This is a genomic window from Clostridium sp. UBA2485, assembly GCF_002341865.1.
Lineage (GTDB): Bacteria > Bacillota > Clostridia > Clostridiales > Clostridiaceae > Clostridium_J.
Genome location: NZ_DDOV01000003.1, coordinates 40011 through 54532, shown reverse-complemented (window position 1 = coordinate 54532; position 14522 = coordinate 40011). Strand labels below are relative to the sequence as shown.

At 26.5% G+C, this 14522-nt stretch carries 16 protein-coding genes; 14 read left to right on the top strand and 2 right to left on the bottom strand.

Features of this window, described 5'->3' with window-relative positions; all coding sequences use genetic code 11:
- Positions 1-134 precede the first annotated feature (134 nt).
- The 12 genes from B3603_RS00415 (at position 135) to B3603_RS00360 (ending at position 11008) form a co-directional block, all read left to right on the top strand.
- Entirely contained in the window at positions 135-557 is a 423-nt protein-coding gene (locus B3603_RS00415; RefSeq protein ID WP_291559463.1) for a DMT family transporter, read from the top strand.
- Between the two features lie 11 nt (positions 558-568).
- Positions 569-1018 carry a DMT family transporter gene (locus B3603_RS00410; protein ID WP_291559461.1) on the top strand — a complete coding sequence of 150 codons (450 nt, stop codon included), beginning with the start codon at positions 569-571 and terminating at the stop codon, positions 1016-1018.
- A gap of 163 nt (positions 1019-1181) precedes the next feature.
- A complete protein-coding gene (locus B3603_RS00405; RefSeq protein WP_291559459.1) occupies positions 1182-1610 on the top strand; it encodes a GNAT family N-acetyltransferase in 429 nt (142 codons plus the stop codon).
- 186 nt (positions 1611-1796) lie between these two features.
- Positions 1797-2567: an SDR family NAD(P)-dependent oxidoreductase gene (locus B3603_RS00400; RefSeq protein WP_291559457.1), complete on the top strand. Its 771-nt coding sequence runs from the start codon at positions 1797-1799 to the stop codon at positions 2565-2567.
- 128 nt (positions 2568-2695) lie between these two features.
- Positions 2696-3046 (top strand): NifB/NifX family molybdenum-iron cluster-binding protein, encoded by a 351-nt coding sequence (locus B3603_RS00395; protein ID WP_291559455.1) that lies wholly within the window; start codon positions 2696-2698, stop codon positions 3044-3046.
- A 480-nt stretch (positions 3047-3526) separates the two neighbouring features.
- Entirely contained in the window at positions 3527-4219 is a 693-nt protein-coding gene (locus tag B3603_RS00390; RefSeq protein WP_291559453.1) for a response regulator transcription factor, read from the top strand.
- Positions 4197-6377 carry a sensor histidine kinase gene (locus B3603_RS00385; protein WP_291559451.1) on the top strand — a complete coding sequence of 727 codons (2181 nt, stop codon included), beginning with the start codon at positions 4197-4199 and terminating at the stop codon, positions 6375-6377. The genes B3603_RS00390 and B3603_RS00385 overlap by 23 nt, the downstream gene beginning before the upstream one ends.
- A 309-nt stretch (positions 6378-6686) precedes the next feature.
- Positions 6687-8066 (top strand): MATE family efflux transporter, encoded by a 1380-nt coding sequence (locus tag B3603_RS00380; RefSeq protein WP_291559449.1) that lies wholly within the window; start codon positions 6687-6689, stop codon positions 8064-8066.
- Positions 8067-8327: 261 nt separating this feature from the next.
- Positions 8328-9104, top strand: coding sequence for a helix-turn-helix domain-containing protein (locus B3603_RS00375; RefSeq protein WP_291559447.1), 777 nt, complete (start codon positions 8328-8330; stop codon positions 9102-9104).
- A 40-nt stretch (positions 9105-9144) separates the two neighbouring features.
- On the top strand, positions 9145-9843 hold the full coding sequence (locus tag B3603_RS00370) for a transglutaminase-like domain-containing protein (RefSeq protein WP_291559445.1): 699 nt from the start codon (positions 9145-9147) through the stop codon (positions 9841-9843).
- Positions 9844-10160: 317 nt separating this feature from the next.
- On the top strand, positions 10161-10499 hold the full coding sequence (locus B3603_RS00365; protein WP_291559443.1) for an arsenate reductase family protein: 339 nt from the start codon (positions 10161-10163) through the stop codon (positions 10497-10499).
- A 41-nt stretch (positions 10500-10540) separates the two neighbouring features.
- Positions 10541-11008 (top strand): YdeI/OmpD-associated family protein, encoded by a 468-nt coding sequence (locus B3603_RS00360; protein WP_291559441.1) that lies wholly within the window; start codon positions 10541-10543, stop codon positions 11006-11008.
- Between the two features lie 58 nt (positions 11009-11066).
- Here B3603_RS00360 and B3603_RS00355 read toward each other — a convergent pair whose 3' ends face one another.
- Positions 11067-11642, bottom strand: a complete 576-nt coding sequence (locus tag B3603_RS00355) for an MORN repeat-containing protein (protein WP_396152697.1) — start codon at positions 11640-11642, stop codon at positions 11067-11069.
- 252 nt (positions 11643-11894) lie between these two features.
- On the opposite strand from B3603_RS00355, the gene B3603_RS00350 reads away from it, so the two are divergent.
- On the top strand, positions 11895-12536 hold the full coding sequence (locus B3603_RS00350) for an undecaprenyl diphosphate synthase family protein (RefSeq protein ID WP_291559437.1): 642 nt from the start codon (positions 11895-11897) through the stop codon (positions 12534-12536).
- Between the two features lie 199 nt (positions 12537-12735).
- Positions 12736-13437 (top strand): metallophosphoesterase family protein, encoded by a 702-nt coding sequence (locus B3603_RS00345; RefSeq protein WP_291559435.1) that lies wholly within the window; start codon positions 12736-12738, stop codon positions 13435-13437.
- 361 nt (positions 13438-13798) lie between these two features.
- On the opposite strand, the gene B3603_RS00340 is transcribed toward B3603_RS00345, so the two are convergent.
- A complete protein-coding gene (locus B3603_RS00340; protein ID WP_291559433.1) occupies positions 13799-14434 on the bottom strand; it encodes a chloramphenicol acetyltransferase in 636 nt (211 codons plus the stop codon).
- Positions 14435-14522 lie beyond the last annotated feature (88 nt).

Below are 14522 nucleotides of genomic sequence, written 5' to 3'. Positions count from 1 at the left end.
TTATATCATACTGACATCATAGCATAGATATTTTCACATTATATATTAAAGAATATTTTTATATATGACAAATGTCGTATATAAAAATAATTTTATTTGATAAACTAAACATTAGAATAGAGAGGAGGGGTTTTATGTATGAAATTGGAGCAATATTTATAGGCGTTTTTATTGCCATAATGGCAACATTCAATGCCATATTACATAGCTATTCAGGTAGTTATTTATCAATATTAATAATACATATAGTTGGTCTTATTACACTAATATTTATTTTCATAGTAAAAAAACAAAAAATTACCTTTCATAAGAAAGTTCCTATTTACTTATTCAGTGCAGGTGCCATAGGGGTTTTAATGGTATTATTAAGTAATATATGTTTTACTTATCTTGGTGCTTCCTTAACTTTGTCATTAACAGTTTTTGGCCAATTGGTAGTAGCTTGCTTTATTGATCACTTTGGATTGCTTGGAATGAATACTTATAAATTTCAAAATAAAAAAATTATAGGTTTCATAATAATATCTATAGGAATTGTTGTTATGGCAATATATTAGGAGGTTATAATATGATTTATATAATATTAGCAATGATAGGTGGAGGACTTACAATAATATCAATGATTATAAATGCAAGTTTAGCAAAAGAAATAGGTGTACTTAGGGGCACACTTATAAATTATATAGTGGGATTGCTAGTTATTTTAATCATAATGGTATTTGCAAAAAGTACATACAATTTTAATATTGATAGTTTTTCTAACATACCTTTTTATGCTTTTTTAGGTGGGTTAATTGGAGTGATAGTTGTATCTGCTTCCAATGTTGTAATTCCTAAAATACCAACCATGTATACTACTTTACTTATATTTATAGGACAGATTTTTACAGGAATCATTATAGATTATTTAAGACTAAGCTCTATATCAAAGGGAAAAATAATTGGTGGATTACTGATATTATTGGGGATGCTATATAATTCTAATGTGGATAAAAAACAGTTATCTAATAACAATTAAGTAAGCTTAGTTCATTAATTGTAAATTGCAAATACTTTAAGTTATAAATTAAAATATTTAATAGAATATATATTGTCTATATGCTGATTTTAAGGTAGTATATCTGTAAACATAAGCAGTGGCTATATATTTTTAAATTATTTTAATTAAGGGGGAGAATTAAATGAGTTCAATTAATGATAAAGATCATAATTTTATATTAAAGTCTTGCAGTGAGAAGGAAAAAGAATATATTCATAGTAAGTTAGTTGAACATAATGTTAAATTTATTACAGATTATGAGGAGTTTAGTTTTTGTTATAAGGATAAAGATGAAAAAGTAGTTGGTGGTATTGTTGCTTCAAGAGATAATGAATGTTTAACAATAGATTTCTTATGGGTAGATAATTCACATCGTGGAAAAGGAATTGGGGCAAAGCTAATAAAACATATGGAAAGCATAGCAGTAGATAAAAAGTGTAAACTTATTTATCTTAATACTTTTAGTTTTCAGGCGCCTGAATTTTATAAGAAAATGGGATATGAGTTATTTGGATTACTTGAAGAATGTATTAATGGTTATAATCAGTATTTTTTTAAGAAAGAATTATAATATAAGTAAGAAATAAAAATTGGAATAAGAAAAGTCGTTAACAGTTTATATATAGCAACTAAAAAATCATAGCTTTTAATAAAGTTATGATTTTCTATTTTGGAAAAAATTTAATTTTATATGCCTTAAGTAGTAATGTACTGATATAATTCTCTATAAATATATATTTAAAATGGAGGTATTATTTTGAGATATACTTTGATTACAGGTGCTACTTCTGGAATAGGATATGAGCTTAGTAAGGTTTTTGGAGAGAATGGCCATAATATGATTTTATGTGGTCGTGATATAAAAAGACTTGAAGAATTGAAGGCGGAATTTCAGTGTTATTCTAGCAATGTAGTTATTTTAGCTGGGGATTTAAGTTGCTTTGAAGATATTATGAGAATATATGAATCTATAAAGAAAAATAATTACGAGATAGAGTTTCTAATTAATAATGCAGGACTTGGATCTTTTGGGGCCTTAAGTGATACTTCTTTAAATGGAGAACTTAATTTAATTGATGTTAATATTAAGGCAGTTATTCATCTTACTAAGCTTTTTTTACCTGATATGATTGAAAGAAACTCAGGTGGAGTTTTAAATGTATCTTCTACTGCTGCTTTCTCACCTGGACCTTTTATGAATAATTATTATGCTTCTAAGGCATATATACTTTCTTTAACGGAGGGATTAAAAGAGGAGCTAAAAAATACTAATATAAAGGTTTCGGTGTTGTGCCCGGGAGCTACTGCTACTAATTTTCAAGAAAGAGCACAGGTTAAAAAGGCTGACTTTGCAAAGAAAACTTTAATGAGTCCAAGATCAGTTGCTTGCATTGGATATAAGAAATTTATGAAAAATAAGCTAGTTATTGTACCTGGGATTAATAATAAATTGCTAGTGATTTGCTCTAGAATAATTCCTAATAGATTATTAAGTAAAATAATTAGAAGGGTTAATAGCAAAAAGTAAAATCTTATTATGAGATAAAATAGAGGCTAGAGGTATTAATATTAAAGAGATATACAATAAGGGAACTAATTGGATTTTTAATCTGTATAGGTATATAATGGAACTATATAGAAAGGAGTGTAGTATATATGAAAATAGCAATACCAAAAAACGGGGATATGATAAACCAACATTTTGGAAAAAGTGAAAGTTTTATTATAGCTACAGTTGAAAATGGGAAAGTAACTGAAAAGAAGGAAGTTTCAGTTATGGATTTACAACATAATCATGGAGGACTATCTAAGTTAATTTTAAATGAAGGTGCATCAGTGGTAATTACTGGAGGAATAGGCGCTGGAGCTTATAATGCTTTAAAAGAATATAACCTAGATGTTATAAGAGGAGTCAATTCAACAATAGATGATGCCCTATCAAATTATTTAAAAGGTGAATTAAAAGATAGAGCTGTTATGTGCAATCATCATGGAGAGCATCATTAGAATTTATTAAATTTTAAGGTTATGTTATAAGGATGATAATCTATAGCCTAAAACCTTAGAACAAAGAAAATTTCAACTATTTTAAATGTACATATTTTAAAATAGTTGAAGTTTTTTTTGTTTTTAGAGAAGAAATTTTATAATATTTTATAAAGCAGATATATTTATAGGAAATACGGTAAAATGTTTTATAGATAGATTCAATATTTAAAATTGCAAGTATTCCTTAAAGAACAAATAAAAAATATTTAGAATACGAGGTAGCAGATGAAGTTCTGTTACTTTTTTATATTTAAGCTGTTTTTTGATGATTATTAATAGTTTAAGAGTTAAAAGTATATTTCTTAAGAAATTCTTAAGAAATATACTAACTGTTTTGTAAAAAATCCTTTGTACAATAGTGCTGTAGCATTAGTAAAGAGGAGATGAAGGAATATGGAGATGATATAATAAATTAAAGATAAATGGAGGGATAGATACATGACTAAATATAGTGTTTTAGCAGTTGATGATGATAAAGAAATTAGAGATGCTATTGAAATTTATTTAAAGAATGAAGGTATAAATGTTTTTAAGGCAATGGATGGAATTGAGGCACTAAATATTTTGGATAAAGAAGAAATTCATCTTATATTAATGGATATTATGATGCCAAGAATGGATGGAATAAAGGCAACTTTTAAAATTAGGGAAAGCAAAAATATTCCTATAATTATGCTTTCAGCAAAATCTGAAGATACAGATAAAATATTAGGACTTAACATTGGAGCAGATGATTATATTACAAAACCTTTCAATCCTTTAGAACTAGTTGCAAGAGTGAAGTCTCAATTAAGAAGATATACAAGCCTTGGCAATTTTAAAGGGAGTGATGATGTAATTATAGTAAGAGGACTAATACTGAATAAAAGTACAAAATCTATAACCATTGATGGTGAAGAAGCTCGCATGACTCCTCTTGAGTATAAAATATTAGAATTGCTTATGGAGAATAAAGGGAGAGTATTTTCTATTGATGAAATTTATGAAAGGGTATGGAGAGAGAGTAGTTATAACTCTGAAAATACTGTAGCAGTGCATATAAGGAGGATAAGGGAAAAGATTGAGATAAATCCCAAAGATCCGAAATATTTAAAGGTGGTGTGGGGAATTGGATATAAAATCGAAAAGTAAAATTATGTATATAATAACTTTTATAATAGCTATTTATTTGACTGTATTTGCTGTTTTAACAGGTATGGACATTAAAAATCAAAGGAGTTTTCTAAATAAAGATGCTTTTTTTACTTCCAATAATTTTGAAGATGCTTTAAACGATAAATTTAATGATATAAAGAAATATTATTTATACTTTAATGATTATGAGAAAAAAACTGATAAAGAGAAGATATCACAGGAGGAAATGAAGTTTCAAATAAAAAAAGATAAAGAAGAAAAACAAAAAAAAATTGAGGCTATTAGAGCTGAATATAGTGAAGAAATTGATAAAAATTATTACAATTTAGATCTTCCAGAACTTAATGATCTTGTGGCAGAAAGAGATAAAAAAATTAATGATATAGAAAATAATAAAGAAGATAAAAGTAAAGCAGAAGAGAGGATTAGAAAAAAAGCAATAGAAGAAAAAGGTAAAGAATATCCTATTTTAAAGGAAAAAATATTAAGCAAAGAAAATTTCATTAAGTACTATTTCAAAAATAAAAATAATGGTGAAATATATACTAATATAGAAAAGGATATAGATATTGAGGAATATATAGAAGAAGAAGCCTTGTATAGCGTAAAGTATCCAGATGATAATTATAAAACTTATTTTACATCCTATATTGGTAATGACCTTAGGGAGCTTAATTGGGATGGATATTTTATAGCTTCTAAAACTATGAGTGAAAATAGTCAGTTATATAAAGATTATAGGTATTACTCTTCAATAGGAGAAAGGATATATATAGAAGTTTGCATATTTATAATAACATTGATATTAATTATTATCGCATCATTTTATTTACATAGAAATAGAATAAACACTCCTTTATTCTTGAAGAAAATAAAAAATTTATTCAAGAAAATACCATTGGATATAAGAAGTATTATATTTATTATTTATTCTTGGATTATATTAATATACACATCTAGCACAGAATTTTTTTACCTTCCATTAGGTATTGAGCATATTGGAAAGATAACACTTATAGCTGTGTATATATTTTATGCCTATTTAACCATAAAAGAATTAATTATAATTAAAGAGTGTAAAGAGGAATTTAAAAATCAATGGAGTAATAGTTTAATTTGTAAATTCAAAGTTATTATGAAAGAGTTTAGTATTTATAAAGGATTTCTTTTTAAACTTTTCTTTATAAATATACTTACCATAGGGTTCATTATGAGCACCATATTAATATTTCATCGTAGTATTGAAGAGATTATTTTATGTAGTATCTATGACATTATATATTTACTTGTTATAGTTCCGTATGTTTTAGAAAAAATGTCACTTTTTAATAGAATTAATAAAGGAACAGAAGAAATTTTATCTGGCAATTTCGATTATACAATAGAAGTAAAAGGCAAAGAAAAAGGTAGTCTTGAGAGATTAGCTCATAATATAAATAATATAAAGGCTAGTTCTAAAATAGCCTTAGATAATCAGATGAAAAGTGAACGATTAAAATCAGAACTTATTACAAATGTATCTCATGATCTTAAAACTCCACTTACATCTATAGTTAATTATATAGATTTGCTAAGAAATGAAAATCTTTCTAAAGATGATGTTAGAAAATATGTTGAGATACTAGAGAAAAAGTCTCAAAGATTAAAGACTTTAATTGAGGATTTGTTTGAAGCATCTAAAATGTCTAGTGGGGATGTCGAACTATCACTACAAAAGGTGGATTTGGTAGCGTTATTAAAACAAGCATTGGGAGAATACGATGAGAAAATTAAAAATTCTTCTATAACTTTTAAGCTAAATATAGAAAAACAAAATATCTATGCATATTTAGATGGGATGAAAACTTGGAGAGTTTTTGATAATTTAATTAATAATGCCCTAAAATATTCTGAGGATAACACTAGGGTGTATCTTTCTTTAGAAGAAAAAGATAATAAGGCAGTTTTTATCATAAAGAATATTTCAAACTATGAACTAGACTTTGAACCAAATGAGATATTTGAAAGATTTAAACGAGGTGATAAATCTAGAAATACAGAGGGTTCTGGTTTAGGACTAGCTATTGCTAAAAGCATTGTAGATATACAAGGTGGAACTTTAGAGATAGAAATTGATGGAGATCTTTTTAAAGTTATTGTAAGGTTTCCACAATAGACTTTAATTATTTAAAAATAAATAACAATCAGTATAGTAGGATATTTTGTGTCATATAAAGCATTAGAATGGATTTATAGTTATGCTATAAATTAGTTTTGTAGATGCTGCATTACATAAAATATCCTTTTAATTTTTCACTAGCTATTTATTTACGTATTTCTTAATAGAAGTAAAGTAAAATATTTTGATATGATCATTCATATTCATATAATATAGAGCATTAAAAATTTAAGTTTAAACTGATATTATTTGATGATATAATCTATATATTACAAATTATGAATAAATGATGTTGGGGTGGGGTTAATGAAGGGAGAAAAGAGAAAAAATCTTATACTTAATGGTGAATTGTATAGAGTAATTATTACACTGTCTTTACCAATTATGATAAATAATTTGATTCAAACACTTTATAATTTAGCTGATGGGGTTTGGGTAAGTAAGATTGGCTCAGTTGAGTTTGCTGCTACTTCTTTTGTATGGCCAGTAAACTTTTTATTTATATCTTTAGGCATGGGACTTTCAATTGCAGGTACATCCATATTATCTCAATTAATAGGAGCATCAAGATATGAGGAAGCCAACAAATATTCAAGTCAACTTATTGTGGTATCTTTAATAAGTTCTATTTTTTTTGCTATTATAGGATATATTATAAGTCCAGTTGTTATTAAGTTAATGGGTGCCACTGGTGATTTAGCGACCTATAGCAATATTTATCTTAGGATTACCTTCTTAGATATGCCCTTTACTTTTTTATTTTTCAACTTTAATTCTATTATGAATTCTCAAGGGAATACTTTAACTCCGACAATACTTAGTGGTATTAGTGCCATACTTAATGTAATATTAGACCCTATTTTCATATTTACATTTAAAATGGGCATTGCTGGAGCTGCTATTGCAACTTTACTATCAAAAGCATTACTTGCTGTAGCAGGTATATATATATTAATAAATTCATCTACAATGATTAGACCAAGTTTTAAGAATTTTAAATTTGATAGGAAGATAATAAGAAAAATTATAAATGTTGCATTGCCTTCCTCAATAGGGCAATCAGGCTCAGCTTTAGGCTTTATAGTCCTTAATGGATTTATAGTATCTTACGGAACTGCAACACTAGCAGCTTTTGGTATGGTTAATAGAATTACTTCTTTAGTAATGCAGCCAGCTATGGGTATTGGAGCAGCCTTAACATCTATTGTTGGACAAAATTTAGGGGCGGATAAAGTAGATAGAGTGAAGGAAGCCTTTGGAAAATCTTTAAAACTTACTATTTCATTTTCTATAGTGGGATGTATTTTAATGATATTAGCGGACAAACAAATTATAAACTTTTTTATGCAGTCAAAAGATGATGTTGAAGTAATTTCTCAAGGAATTGTATATTTACGTTATATTTCAGCTTCAATGCCACTTATGGGGATTTTTAGTGTATTTCAAGGAATATTTCAGGGATCAGGACACACTAAATACTCTATGGCAATGGAAATCGGACGTCTATGGTTTGTAAGATTGCCTATGATATTGATATTTAAACACTTTACCAATGTTGGAGCCTCAGGAATATGGTTTTCGATGAGCTTTAGTAATTTAATAGTATGTGTTTATGGATTTTTGATTTATAGAAAAAATCATTGGCAAAGAAAAGTTATAAGAATGGAAGAAGCAATTCAAAAGTAAATATATAAGTTAGTTATAGAGTGGTATAGTGAACTTCGTTTTAAAAGTTTTTTTATAGAATTTAAAAATTAATAATGAAGAATCTTTTAGATCAATTTTTATTTTAAATTATATTTTAAGTTTTCATATATAATATGTCCTTAGATGTAGTGTCAAAGTCACAAATTTTAGGGACATATTCTTTTGTTTATAAGGAATTTAAAAGGTTAAAGATGATATAATAATGGTAATTATAGATTAAAAATTTTATGAGGTGTTCAAATGAAAGAAAATATTTATATTTTTTATTCGGATGATCATATAAGTTTTATTACAAATAAAATAGATGCAAGTTTGCATATTCACAATTTTATTCAGATTACAGTAAGTATAGAAGAAAAGTTTTCTGTAAAAATAAAAAACAATATAATCAATGAAAGTGGTATTATTATTAACTCCAATGTATCACACGAATTATTTGGCAAAGATGGCTGGCAGATATATTTTTTAATTAATCCTGAATCAATATTTGGTGAAAAAATAAAGAGAATGTATATGAAAAATAAAGACTTTTACATTATACCTGAAGATGTAACAGAGGCTATTAGAGAATTAGTTAAAGAGAAACATAGAGCCATTGATAATAAAGCTAAATACAACGAATTTATTTCAGAAATTTATTCAATTCTTTCTTTAGAAAATTATACAATTAATCATCTATTAGATGAAAGAGTAGATAAAGTTTTAAAATATATTGCTAATAATAATTTAGCAGAAGTATCCTTGGAAAGCTTAAGTAAAAATGTATTTTTGTCTGAAAGTCGATTGTCTCATTTATTTAAAGAAAATATAGGAATTTCTATTAGTAGTTATATATTAAATTATAAAGTCAGAAAAGCTTTTAAACTAATTTTTGAAGGACACAGCATTACTACATCAGCTCTTGAAGCAGGATTTTATAGTTCATCCCATTTAACTAATGTATGCAAGGAAAAATTAGGCATGATACCAAGCTCTATTAGGAAAAACAGCAGATATTTGCAAGTAAATAATTATTAATTCCCTTATAATTTTAAGAAAGGGCAAAAGGGGGATGAATATGAATAGATATCTTAAAGAAACAAGATTATTAAACTATAATTCAATAGAAATCCAAGATTTAATTAAAAACAAGGGTTGGAGAACATTAAATGAAAAAGAAAAAATAAGATCAATATATAACTTTGTGAAAGATGAAATAAAATTTGGATATAACAAAAAAGATGAAATGATTGCAAGTGAAGTGCTAAGAGATGGTTATGGTCAATGCAATACAAAAAGTATTCTTTTGATGGCACTATTACGTGCAGTAGATATTCCTTGTAGAATACATGGATTTCTAATTGATAAAAGAATGCAAAAGGGAGCATTAACTGGAATAATATATGCGTTAGCTCCTAAAAAAATCGTACATGCGTGGACTGAGGTTTATTTTAATGAAGATTGGTTAGCACTAGAGGGTGTAATAATAGATAAGGCATATTTAGATAATGTAAAAAATAATCTTTGTAAATATAATGGTGGATATATGGGATATGGTATTTCAGTAAAAAACAAAGAAAAAATAAATTTGTGCTGGAATGGAAATAGCACATATGTACAAAGTTTTTCTATTACAGATGATCTAGGAATATTTGATAATCCAGATGAATTATTTAGAAAGTATAATAATACTAATAATAAATTTAAAGAAGTCATCCTTGATAAATTATTTAGGAAAACTAATAAAAAATTAGATGATATAAGAAAAAATAAATAATGAATTTAGGAATAGATTAAAGCAAGACTTTACTTAAATAAGTTAGGTTTTGCTTTTTATTTTAATTATATTTTCTAAGATTTCTTAGTAATTAAAGATTATAAATTAGTAAAAGTAAAATATAGTATTAATCCGTAGAAGATATAGGTACAGTATTTGTTTATTTTTATTTAAATGATATATTATAATTATTACTTTTAAAATTTTACAAGAAGAATAACAATTTATATAAATAAATTATAATATTGATTTATATTAAAATATGTTTTTTATAGATTAAATAGCTAGAAATGCAAAGTTTTAGAGGAGGAAGATAAATGAATATACAAATTTTTGGTATAAGTAAATGTTTTGATACAAAAAAGGCAGAAAGATATTTTAAAGAAAGAAAAATAAAATATCAGTTTATAGATTTAAATATAAAAGGATTAAGCAAAGGTGAACTACAAAATGTTAAAGCAGCAGTAGGATTAAGAGAACTTATAAATGAAAAAAGCAAAGAGTATACCAAATTGAATCTTCAAAATATAAGAACTGACAGTGTAAAAGAAGAATTATTGTTAAATAATCCTAAACTATATAAGACACCAATAGTGCGAAATGGTAAGATGGCTACAGTAGGATATAAACCAGAAATATGGAAGGATTGGGAATAAAAAATATAGTGTAAATATGATGAAATTAAGGAGCTTTAATAATGAAATATACATTCAATGCAGAAATACAAAAAGCAGATAGAGGAGCATTTGTATTATTTCCCTATGATTTATTAGAATGTTTCGGATCTAAAAAGCAAGTCAAGATAAAATGTGAATTTGATGGTGAGCCTTATAGAGGATCACTTGTAAATATGGGAAGTGGTCCATGTATAGGGATTTTAAAGAGTATACAAGAAAAAATAAATAAGGGGCCAGGAGATACTGTTAAAGTAGTTTTATGGAAAGATGAAGAAGAAAGAATTATTGAGATACCAGAAGACTTACAATTAGAATTAGATAAATCATCTGCTGCTAAGACTTTATTTGATAGTTTATCATATTCAAATAAAAAACTTTATGTAGAGTGGATTACCACTGCAAAGCGAAGTACAACTAGAGAAGAGCGAGTATCTAAAACTATAAAATACTTAGAACAAGGAATTAAAAATTTTAAAAAAGGAAAATAAGAAGATAACAGCTCCCTTATATAAAACTTATAAGGGAGCTTTTTATAACAATATATTTTTATAATTTTTTATTGTCGACAAATTCACCAATAAAAACTTCACCACTAGAAGATATGTGCATACCTTTTCCGTTTTTCATATTATTTTTCCATTCACCAATGTATTTATCTCCATTGTTTAAAGTTTCAATTCCATATCCATGACAATTATCTTCAAGCCAATCGCCAGCATAAGTATCTCCATTAGACCAGCTGTAAATACCATGGCCTGTTTTTAAGTCATTTTCCCAATTTCCAACATAACTTTCGCCATCTGGCCAAGTATATATACCATAGCCATGTTTTTCATCATCTTTCCAGTTACCAATATATTTTTCACCATTTGCCCAAGTTAAAGTACCTTCACCATGCATAGTATTTTCTTTCCAATAACCTACATATTTAGTTCCATTTGTATAAGTATAGGTACCATAGCCATGGATTTTTCCATCTTTTCTTTCTCCTTCATAAACTCCAGTATGAACATGCTCTTCGACTTTTTTATTATTAGTTAATTTTAGCTTAGTATCAGTTAATTTTTTTATATTTATATTCTTCATAATAGTTTTAGTCCTTTCAATCATCATTTTAATAATTAAAGATGAGATTTTCTCCTTATAATCTTAAATACATATAAAGAATTATTTAAAGAGAATAATTATCAATTTCAATTTTCTATAAATAGTATATCAAAAAATATAGAGTATTAAAAGAAGTTAATTATAAACTTAAGATTTAAAATGTTTTTGCGTATATAAGACTAACTTTTGAAAAGTTTGGTAATAATAAGATGTATAAATAAATTTAGTAGTACTTAACAATAATTGTATGGATTTGAGGTGTATATTATGAGAATACCAAACCATATTGGAATTATTCCAGATGGTAATAGAAGATGGGCAGTAGACAAAGGAATGACTAAAGAACGAGGATATGCGCTAGGTCTAGATCCTGGATTAATACTTTTCAAATTATGTAAGGATGCTGGAGTTAAGGAGATAACATACTATGGATTTACTACTGACAACACAAAAAGGCCAGCAAATCAAAGAGAAGCCTTTACAGAAGCTTGTATTAATGCGGTTGAAATGCTTTCAAAAGAAGATGCCTCATTGCTAGTTGTTGGCAATACTGATTCTCCTATGTTCCCTAAAAAATTACTTCCTTATACCAAAAGGCAAACCTTCGGTAAAGGGGGAATAAAAGTTAACTTTCTAGTTAACTATGGCTGGGAATGGGATTTGAAAAATTTAAAAATGGGTGATAATTCTAGAAAAAAAATTATGAATTCTATTAAATCTTATGATGTATCCAGGGTTGATTTAATAATACGTTGGGGAGGAAGACGCAGATTAAGCGGTTTTTTACCAGTTCAATCTATCTATTCAGATTTTTACATTATAGAAGATTACTGGCCTGATTTTAAAGCAGAGCATTTTTCAGAAGCTTTAAACTGGTATAATACACAGGATATAACCCTTGGAGGTTAATAATTAAAGATAACAAATAAAGATAAAATATTTATTTTTTTAAACTTCACGGCAAAGAGTAGTGAAGTTTTTTTAAATTTTATAAGTAACTCACAGAAATACTCATGAAATTCTAATATTAGTTTAGTAAGATAAATCTAATTATTACTGATATAATTATTTAATAAAAACAAATAGTATACAAATAGGGGGTTAGGTTATGAAGTACATTGTAAGTGATATTCATGGAAGATTGGATAGACTTAAGAAGCTATTAGAGCGAATTAACTTTTCAGAGGAAGATGTTTTATATGTATTGGGAGATTTGGTAGATAGAGGACCAGAGCCTATAGAGGTTATTAAGTTTATTAAAGAAAAGAAAAATATAATTTCTATAATGGGTAATCATGATGAAATGATGTTGAAATCTTTAAGAGATAATGATGAAAAGGAAATAACTCGTTGGAGAAAAAATGGTTGTGAAACAACTTTAAATGGATTCAATAAGTTATGTGAAGATGAGAAAAAAGAAATATTATCTTATTTGGATTCCTTAGAGTATTTTAAGATAATAGATGATAAATATATTCTTATTCATGCAGGATTTGAAACAAATAGATTGATACAGGATATGCTTATTATGTCTTTAGAAGAGGGACTATTAAATCAGAAGGATAGGCTAGTATGGGTTAGAGGAGATTTTTATAAAAATAAAGGACTAGATGGATACACAGCTATTTTTGGTCATAACCCTAGAGAATCTATTGATAAGAACTTTGATATAGTTTCAGAAATTCCTTATAAGATATGGTTTGATGAGAAATATAAAGACAAGATATGTGTAGACACAGGAAATTGCTATGAAGGTGGAAGAATGTCATGTTTAAGATTAGATGATATGATGGAATTTTATATAGAATAAAATAAAAGCATTAAATTATTTCCTAGGACATTTATTATAAAAGTTATAGTTTTAATTAGAAGAATAAAAGTAGTAATTATTTTGCTTCATACATTAAATATTTCAATTCACAGCTTAAAATAATGTACAATTCAAAATTCACAATTCAGGAGGAACTTAGTCAATGGAGAATTGACGATGGACAATTGAGGTGGAAATTAGTTTTAATAAACTAATTTCTTAAAATAGACTTTTTAAGAAAGATGACATAGTCACTTTAAAAATAAATCAATTATAGACATTTCTAGCTTTTACTGAGAAATGTCCATAATTGTCAATTGTGAATTTTGCATTATGGATTTAATTAACTTATAAATTAGATTTATAAATTTTTGTCAGGATTATTTAAGAAGTCTTGAATTAAGGTAAAGTATTTACCTATATGATCGCCATCTAGTAAGGCATGATGAGCTTGGATTGAAAGAGGAATTTTTATTTTTCCATTTTCTTCAAAGAATTTACCCCAAGCTATTCTTGGAATGCTATCCACTGGATTCATGTGAACTGGATGAACTACACTTGTAAATGAAATCCAAGGAACACTAGTTATATATAATAAATCGTCACGTCCAGGTTCATCTTCTAGATTTACAGTATTTTTTGCCACTTCTATTTTTCTTTTTGCATTTAATATAAATTCATTATAATTATCAATATATTCAACAGTGCAAAAGCTAAATACTTCTTTCGTAGTCATTATAGTAAAAGCTGGATTTACATTATCATGTTCTATGACTCTATCTTCTCTTATTCTATAACGAAATTCTTTTATATAGTTTGCTGTTTTAACGGAAAAAAATAAAAAAGATGGGAAAAATGGATTTTCATTTTCTTTAATAAATTTATAAAATTGTGTAATATCAATATTTCCACAAATATTAAAGTGAGGATAATCAAGTGCTTTAAAATGATTATAATGACTTTTTCTTGTCCAATTTTCCATGTCTATATATTTCATTAATACATCACCTACTACAAAAAAATATGAATTAGATTAACATTATAATTTTAACAATTAAAATAATAAAATACAATTATGGATTGTA

Excerpts from the sequence above, each read along its gene's own strand:
- B3603_RS00340 (WP_291559433.1), bottom strand. The coding sequence starts at position 14,434 with ATGAAATATATAGACATGGAAAATTGGACAAGAAAAAGTCATTATAAT.
- B3603_RS00410 (WP_291559461.1), top strand. The coding sequence starts at position 569 with ATGATTTATATAATATTAGCAATGATAGGTGGAGGACTTACAATAATA.
- B3603_RS00360 (WP_291559441.1), top strand. The coding sequence starts at position 10,541 with ATGAAATATACATTCAATGCAGAAATACAAAAAGCAGATAGAGGAGCA.
- B3603_RS00350 (WP_291559437.1), top strand. The coding sequence starts at position 11,895 with ATGAGAATACCAAACCATATTGGAATTATTCCAGATGGTAATAGAAGA.
- B3603_RS00395 (WP_291559455.1), top strand. The coding sequence starts at position 2,696 with ATGAAAATAGCAATACCAAAAAACGGGGATATGATAAACCAACATTTT.
- B3603_RS00390 (WP_291559453.1), top strand. The coding sequence starts at position 3,527 with ATGACTAAATATAGTGTTTTAGCAGTTGATGATGATAAAGAAATTAGA.
- B3603_RS00375 (WP_291559447.1), top strand. The coding sequence starts at position 8,328 with ATGAAAGAAAATATTTATATTTTTTATTCGGATGATCATATAAGTTTT.
- B3603_RS00365 (WP_291559443.1), top strand. The coding sequence starts at position 10,161 with ATGAATATACAAATTTTTGGTATAAGTAAATGTTTTGATACAAAAAAG.
- B3603_RS00370 (WP_291559445.1), top strand. The coding sequence starts at position 9,145 with ATGAATAGATATCTTAAAGAAACAAGATTATTAAACTATAATTCAATA.
- B3603_RS00380 (WP_291559449.1), top strand. The coding sequence starts at position 6,687 with ATGAAGGGAGAAAAGAGAAAAAATCTTATACTTAATGGTGAATTGTAT.
- B3603_RS00345 (WP_291559435.1), top strand. The coding sequence starts at position 12,736 with ATGAAGTACATTGTAAGTGATATTCATGGAAGATTGGATAGACTTAAG.
- B3603_RS00405 (WP_291559459.1), top strand. The coding sequence starts at position 1,182 with ATGAGTTCAATTAATGATAAAGATCATAATTTTATATTAAAGTCTTGC.
- B3603_RS00415 (WP_291559463.1), top strand. The coding sequence starts at position 135 with ATGTATGAAATTGGAGCAATATTTATAGGCGTTTTTATTGCCATAATG.